5 protein-coding genes are annotated in these 7,305 nt (G+C 38.1%); all 5 read left to right on the forward strand.

The genetic code is table 11. The annotated features are described in order from the left end of the window. Positions 1-669 precede the first annotated feature (669 nt). The 5 genes from dusB (at position 670) to purD (ending at position 6,565) form a co-directional block, all read left to right on the forward strand. Positions 670-1,686, forward strand: coding sequence for a tRNA dihydrouridine synthase DusB (gene dusB / locus KO502_RS05560; RefSeq protein WP_216021582.1), 1,017 nt, complete (start codon positions 670-672; stop codon positions 1,684-1,686). Positions 1,687-1,740: 54 nt separating this feature from the next. Further along, complete coding sequence (gene fis, locus KO502_RS05565; protein WP_216021583.1) at positions 1,741-2,028, forward strand: DNA-binding transcriptional regulator Fis; 288 nt, start codon at positions 1,741-1,743, stop codon at positions 2,026-2,028. Between the two features lie 260 nt (positions 2,029-2,288). After that, positions 2,289-3,887 (forward strand): bifunctional phosphoribosylaminoimidazolecarboxamide formyltransferase/IMP cyclohydrolase, encoded by a 1,599-nt coding sequence (gene purH, locus KO502_RS05570; RefSeq protein WP_216021584.1) that lies wholly within the window; start codon positions 2,289-2,291, stop codon positions 3,885-3,887. Between the two features lie 481 nt (positions 3,888-4,368). Further along, entirely contained in the window at positions 4,369-5,217 is an 849-nt protein-coding gene (locus KO502_RS05575) for a methyltransferase (protein ID WP_216021585.1), read from the forward strand. A gap of 52 nt (positions 5,218-5,269) precedes the next feature. Next, a complete protein-coding gene (gene purD / locus KO502_RS05580; protein WP_216021586.1) occupies positions 5,270-6,565 on the forward strand; it encodes a phosphoribosylamine--glycine ligase in 1,296 nt (431 codons plus the stop codon). Positions 6,566-7,305: the final 740 nt, after the last annotated feature.

Genomic DNA, 7,305 nt, shown 5'->3' on the forward strand with positions numbered 1-7,305 from the left:
TAACAAGGCGAATTTGTTTAGGTCTAGTCATTCTAAATCAAATAAATTTAACGATGTTAGTGTGCATCGAACAAGCTCCCAAGGGCGACGTACCTTTAATAAAAAGTAAAGGCTTATATGCAGTGTTATTAATTTTGACAAGGACGCTACATGGATGTAGCTTACTAAGAGAATGCAGGAGCTTATTCTCCTGAACAACCATTCTCTTCAATCAATGCCTTGCCTCTAAGCCTTTTAATTCTCGCTGAGTGGGAAAGAACTTAATCAAATTGGTATTACATCCCTTCAACACGCTTATTTTCTCTACCTCAGTTAATGACAATACCCATAGTTACAATTCACTCTAATTAGTTATAGATTATTGCCCTTTATTTAATCTTATTAATTTCAATACAATTTAGCTGTTGCATTCTGCATCGTATAACTGTAGCGCCTATTTATCCTCAGTTTTAGCTATTTCCAGTCAAAATCTCCTATTACTTTTTCCAATAGTTTGTCAACAAATTTGTTAGTTAATTGTGCAATTTACACTCAGTTTAAAGGTTTGATAAAAGTCAATATCAAAAAGACGAAAAAAGTTAATTATTGTTCAAATTATATGCTTTTCAATTTGAAAAAAAACGCGTAAACTTAGCGCCCTTTTGAAAGGTAGCTCAAAAAAACAGCAGTATGAAGATAGGTACATATCAACTTAATTCGCAGGTAATGCTTGCCCCAATGGCAGGAATAACCGACCAACCTTTTAGACAGCTTTGTTGTCAACTCGGTGCAGGTTTGGCGGTTTCCGAAATGGTTTCATCGAATCCAAAAGTATGGAATACCGAAAAATCTAAATTAAGAATGATTCATGATCCTGCTGCAGGTATCCGCAGTGTACAAATTGCCGGAAGTTGTCCTGATGAGTTAGCTTTTGCTGCAAAAATTAATGCAGACAGTGGCGCGCAAATTATTGATATCAATATGGGCTGCCCAGCTAAAAAGGTAAATAAAAAATTAGCGGGCTCTGCGTTATTAAAAGAGCCAGCATTGGTTGAACAAATTGTTCAGGCAGTGGTCAAAGCGGTAGATATCCCGGTTACGCTAAAAATTCGCACAGGGTGGTGTGAAGATACTCGTAATGGTATTGAAATAGCAAAAATTGCTGAACATAGTGGTATAGCATCACTCGCAGTGCATGGCCGTACTCGCAATGACTTTTATAAAGGCAATGCAGAATACGACACTATTAAAGCAATAAAAGCAGCTATCTCAATTCCAGTAGTGGCCAATGGTGATATTACTTCACCAGAAAAAGCCCTACAGGTTTTAAAGCATACGGGGGCAGATGCCATAATGATTGGCCGTGGTGCGCAGGGGCGTCCGTGGATTTTTAGAGAAATTAATCATTTCTTAACCACAGGCAACAAAATGTTAGCACCAACGTTGGCCGAAGTGCGCGTTATTGTTTTAGCGCATGTTATGGAACTACATCAGTTTTATGGCGATTTCAAAGGAGTGATGATCGCAAGAAAACACGTGTCTTGGTATGTACAAAACCTAGCTGAAACCTCTGATGGTTTTAGTGCAATGTTTAACCTTGAGCAAGGTAAAGCGTTTAGAGCAATTTTTAATGGTTTAGCGTCACCCGATGAACAATTGGCAACGTTAAACAATTTTTTTGATGATTTTGCTAATGGTCGTTATTAACCCTAGTTTAAATTATCTTATTTTATTTTTATTAACAAAAAAGAGTTATATCACATGTTCGAACAAAATATTTCTTCTCCATTTATCACTGGCGATATTCAAACACAAACTAAAACTTCTCCATTACGTACTCAAGCTAAAATTGCTATCAGCAACTACTTGTCTCAACTAAATGGTAACGATGTTGATGATATGTATGACCTTGTATTGAGCGAAATTGAAGCGCCAATGTTAGAAGAAGTGATGATGTATACTCGCGGTAACCAAACTCGCGCAGCTAACTTACTAGGTATCAACCGTGGTACGTTACGTAAGAAATTAAAAAAATACGGTATGAACTAATACCAGATTTTTATTGAAAGCACCCTCGGGTGCTTTTTGTGTTTTGAAAGGGATGTACTCCATCTCTTTTATAATGAACTTAGTTATCTATTTTAGAGCTAACTTCATAATCATTTAACTAGTTGTTTAACTTTAAGTTCAATGGTTCAATTATCAGGAAAAGTAACGGAGCTGACGCATGTCAGTGAGTAATTTTGACGCAATAATTGAATCAATGAACAACAAGATAAACAACTAGAATCAAATTAAGGTATATATTCATGGATCCACGTCCAATTAAACGCGCGCTTTTAAGTGTTTCAGATAAAACAGGTATCGTTGAATTTGCTCAACGTCTAAGTGATAAAGGTGTAGATATTTTATCTACAGGCGGTACTGCTAAGCTACTTGCTGAACATGGCATCAAAGTTACTGAAGCGTCTGATTACACAGGTCACCCTGAAATCATGGACGGTCGTGTTAAAACATTACACCCAAAAATTCACGGTGGCATTTTAGCGCGTCGTGGTGTTGATGAAGGTGTAATGGCTGAAAATAACATAAGCCCAATTGACATGGTTGTTGTTAATTTATACCCATTTGCTAACGCAGTGAGCGATGAAAACTGTACCTTAGAAAATGCTATCGAAAACATCGATATCGGTGGTCCAACTATGGTTCGCGCGGCAGCTAAAAACCATAAAGACGTCACTATTATTGTTAACGCAAGTGACTATGATCGTGTTTTAGCGGAAATGGATGCTAACGAAGATTCATTAACATACAACACTCGTTTTGATTTAGCGATTGCTGCTTACGAGCACACAGCTAGCTACGACGGTATGATTGCAAACTACTTTGGTAAAATGTTACCAGCGTACGGCGATTCTGAATCGACAGCTTCTTTAGATAATAAAGTTAAGTTCCCACGTACTTTCAATAGCCAGTTTATCAAGACTCAAGATTTACGTTACGGTGAAAACTCTCATCAAGACGCTGCGTTTTATGTTGAAGCTAGCCCTGAAGAAGCGTCAGTGTCTACTGCTAAGCAAATTCAAGGTAAAGCTTTATCTTATAACAACATTGCGGATACTGATTCAGCCTTAGAGTGTGTTAAAGAATTTGATGAACCAGCTTGTGTCATTGTTAAACATGCTAACCCATGTGGTGTTGCTATTGGTGACGATATTTTAGCGGCTTATGAAGGCGCTTATAAAACGGATCCTACTTCTGCATTTGGTGGCATCATCGCGTTTAACCGTGAATTAGATGCAAACACAGCAGAAGCTATTGTTTCTCGTCAATTTGTAGAAGTAATTATCGCACCATCTATTTCTGATGAAGCGGCACAAATTGTTGCTGCTAAGCCAAATGTTCGTTTACTAGAATGTGGCTCATGGGAAACGCAAACAACAGGTTTAGACTTTAAACGTGTTAACGGTGGTTTATTAGTTCAAGACCGTGATCAAGGTCGTGTAGCTGATAGCGATTTAAAAATTGTTACTAAACGTCAACCTACAGAAGACGAAATGCGTGACTTGAAATTCTGTTGGAAAGTTGCAAAATTTGTTAAATCTAACGCCATAGTTTACGTTAAAAACAGCGAAACCATCGGTGTTGGCGCAGGTCAAATGAGCCGTGTTTATTCTGCTAAAGTTGCGGGTATTAAAGCAGCTGATGAAAATCTTGAAGTTAAAGGTTCAGTTATGGCGTCAGATGCATTTTTCCCATTCCGTGATGGTTTAGATGCCGCAGCTGCAGCAGGAATTACAGCGGTAATTCAGCCAGGTGGCTCAATGCGTGATGACGAAGTTATTGCCGCAGCAGACGAGCACAACATAGCAATGGTGTTCACAGGAATGCGTCACTTCCGCCATTAATTTCGATTCTTGTCGCTGTTAGGCACAATTTAGTTGTCGAATGTACTCACTGACTACCGTCAGCTCCGTGCAATCTCCTATAAATTGAACCTAACAGCTTAAAGAATCTTTATTAATCTGAAATGATAATCATGTGAAAGGGCTAGTAGTCGTCATTCCCGAGTGTTTTGTCGGGAATTCATAGTTTTTAAGCTATAGACGGTTAACTCATAAAAGTATTCGCGCTTTATTTTGTTAGTTATGTGCAACGGCTAGCAGTCGTCATTCTCGAGGTGCTTTGTCGGGAATCTATATAACTAATAGCCTTAAGTGACTTATTAAAGCAGTGTTGATTTATTTACTTACAATGAAAGTTCGTATGGAAATAAAATCAACGCTGCTTGTTTGTTTAAAAACTGTTATAAAAGAGCATTAAAAAATTAATTGATCGATTAAAAGAGTTTCAATTCAATTTATACCCGCTATTAAAAGGAAAATTATTATGACAAGTAAAGCAAACGCACTTAAGTCTATTGCCATAGCAATCACTTTAAGTTGTGGTGTCTTAAGCACTGTAGCTACAGCACATGAAGGTCATAGCCATGCAAGTGCTGTCCCGTCTAATACACTTGAACAAGCTGTGACTGGCGATCATCGTTCAGCAAAAAATAAAGCGCGTGATCAATATCGTCACCCCGTTGAAACGTTAAAGTTTTTCGGCTTTACACCTTCAATGACAGTAGTAGAAATCACCCCAGGCGGTGGATGGTATACCGAAATACTTGCTCCTGCATTAAAAGGCACAGGTAAATTATACGGTGCTCATTATCCTGATACGGGTGAAGATAATTACTATAGTAACTCTCGTAAAAAATTGGAGAAAAAACTCGCTTCTAATGTGGTTTTTAGTGAAGTGGTGTTAACTGATTTTAACCCACGTCAAACCAGTGAATTAGCACCACAAGGTAGTGCTGATTTAGTGGTAACATTCAGAAACCTACATAACTGGAAAAATGGAGGTGTAGAACAAGTATTTAAAGATGCTTATAACGCACTTAAACCTGGTGGCGTATTAGGTGTGGTGGAACATAGACTACCTCCTGGCGTTAGTGCCGACAAAGCTAAAGGTTATGTCTCAGAAACTGAAACTATCAAACAAGCAAAAGCTGCTGGCTTTAGGTTTGCAGGCTCAAGTGAAATAAATGCTAACTCAAAAGACTTAGCAATATACCCTAAAGGTGTTTGGACATTACCACCTGTTTTACGTTTGGGTGATGAAGATAAAGAAAAATATTTAGCGATTGGCGAAAGCGATCGCATGACATTAAAGTTTGTGAAACCTGAAAAGTAATTTATATAACCATTACAAAAAAGGTTAACGTTAAGTAATTATAGGAAAAAACATGAAAATTTTAGTTATAGGCGGCGGCGGTCGTGAACATGCATTAGCATGGAAAGCGGCACAATCAAGCCAAGTTACTAAAGTATTTGTAGCACCAGGTAATGCTGGTACTGCAATTGAAGCAAAACTAGAAAACGTTGCGATTGATACCAGTAACAATGATGCATTAGTTGCTTTTGCACAAAGTGAAGATATAGCCTTAACTATCGTTGGCCCAGAGCAACCTCTTGTTGACGGTGTTGTTGATGCATTTCAGGCAGCAGGTTTAGCTATTTTTGGCCCAAGTGCAAAAGCAGCGCAACTTGAAGGCTCAAAATCTTTCACTAAAGACTTCTTAGCACGTAATAAAATTCCTTCAGGCAGCTATGAAAACTTCACCGAAGTTGAGCCAGCACTTGCTTATGTTCGTGAACAAGGTGCACCAATTGTTGTTAAAGCAGATGGTTTAGCCGCAGGCAAAGGTGTAATTGTTGCGCTGACTTTAAAAGAAGCAGAAGATGCAATTGAAGATATGCTTGCCGGTAATGCATTTGGTGATGCAGGTCACCGTGTTGTTATCGAAGAATTTCTTGAAGGTGAAGAAGCAAGCTTTATCGTCATGGTTGATGGTAAAAATGTGTTACCAATGGCAACAAGTCAAGATCACAAACGTGCACTTAACGGTGATTTAGGTCCTAACACTGGTGGCATGGGCGCATATTCTCCTGCTCCAGTAGTTACTCAAGAAATTCACGATCGCATTATGAGCGAGGTTATCATGCCAACGGTTGAAGGCATGGCAAATGAAGGCGCACCATATAGCGGTTTCCTCTATGCAGGTTTAATGATTGCAGCAGACGGCACACCAAACGTAATTGAATATAACTGCCGTTTTGGTGATCCAGAAACGCAACCAATTATGATGCGTTTACAATCAGACTTAGTTGAATTGTGTTTAGCTGCCACTCGTGGTGAGTTAGATAAAGTGACAGCTGATTTTGATTCTCGTGCTGCAGTTGGTGTAGTCCTTGCTGCACAGGGATACCCTGCAAGTTACCCGAAAGGTGATGTGATCTCAGGATTAGATACTAACACTAATAGCTCAGCAAAAACCTTTCATGCAGGAACTCAGTTAAACCCTGCAGGTGAAGTCGTTACCAATGGCGGTCGTGTTCTTTGTGCAACAGCCTTAGGTAATACCGTTACCGAAGCACAACAAACAGCTTATGAATTATTACATCAAATTAGCTGGCAAGGTGTCGAGTTTAGAACTGATATCGCCTACCGTGCTATAGCGCGTGAGCAAGCTGAAAGTTAATAAAAGTTAATAGGTATTTACTAAAATAGAGTAAATATACCTATTAGATATAGTACACAATAGTTAGATCTTAATTGTTGTAATAAACTACTTTAAAGCCGACGATTTCGTCGGCTTTTTATTAACTAAAGACTAATAAACGAAAATAGTATGTTAAATAGCACCGTACTTGTCTTTATAAGTCCAATTATCCATAGTGAAAATAAAGATCCTCTGTATTTAATTTAACTAGATCACAAAAGATCTTCTAATCCCGAGTGATAACGCTTAATTACCCATCGTTATGTACAATAACTGTTCAAACAAATAATAAAAGCAATAAAAACTAAAATAATGCTTGATCAAAATTTAATGATCTCTATAATGCGCTCCAGTTCCAAGGGGTTCACAATAAATGAATCACGAAGGGCTTGTTTTACTAAGTTATTACTCGCTTTAAGCACTAAATAACTTAAGTTAATGTTTAGTTTTGAAACGCTTTAAAATATTTTTTAAAGAAACTTAAAATAAAACGTTGACATTAAAACTTGGGAGCGTATGATACGCATCCTGCTTCGGGGCAACAGCAACGAGCAAGCTAGTTAAATGATAAGTTTACTAGCAACGATGAAGAGCGAATGCGACTCTCATCTAGACTTCAATCGAAGTCTTTTCTTTAACAATTAGTTATCATGCAATTTGTGTGAGCACTCACATTACTGTTGTTTTACAAAGCTACTTAGGTAGCAAAAACGCTTAAT

Origin of the sequence: Colwellia sp. E2M01, from assembly GCF_018860585.1 — a bacterium.
GTDB lineage: Bacteria > Pseudomonadota > Gammaproteobacteria > Enterobacterales > Alteromonadaceae > Colwellia.

Excerpts from the sequence above, each read along its gene's own strand:
- dusB (WP_216021582.1), top strand. The coding sequence starts at position 670 with ATGAAGATAGGTACATATCAACTTAATTCGCAGGTAATGCTTGCCCCA.
- fis (WP_216021583.1), top strand. The coding sequence starts at position 1,741 with ATGTTCGAACAAAATATTTCTTCTCCATTTATCACTGGCGATATTCAA.
- purH (WP_216021584.1), top strand. The coding sequence starts at position 2,289 with ATGGATCCACGTCCAATTAAACGCGCGCTTTTAAGTGTTTCAGATAAA.
- KO502_RS05575 (WP_216021585.1), top strand. The coding sequence starts at position 4,369 with ATGACAAGTAAAGCAAACGCACTTAAGTCTATTGCCATAGCAATCACT.
- purD (WP_216021586.1), top strand. The coding sequence starts at position 5,270 with ATGAAAATTTTAGTTATAGGCGGCGGCGGTCGTGAACATGCATTAGCA.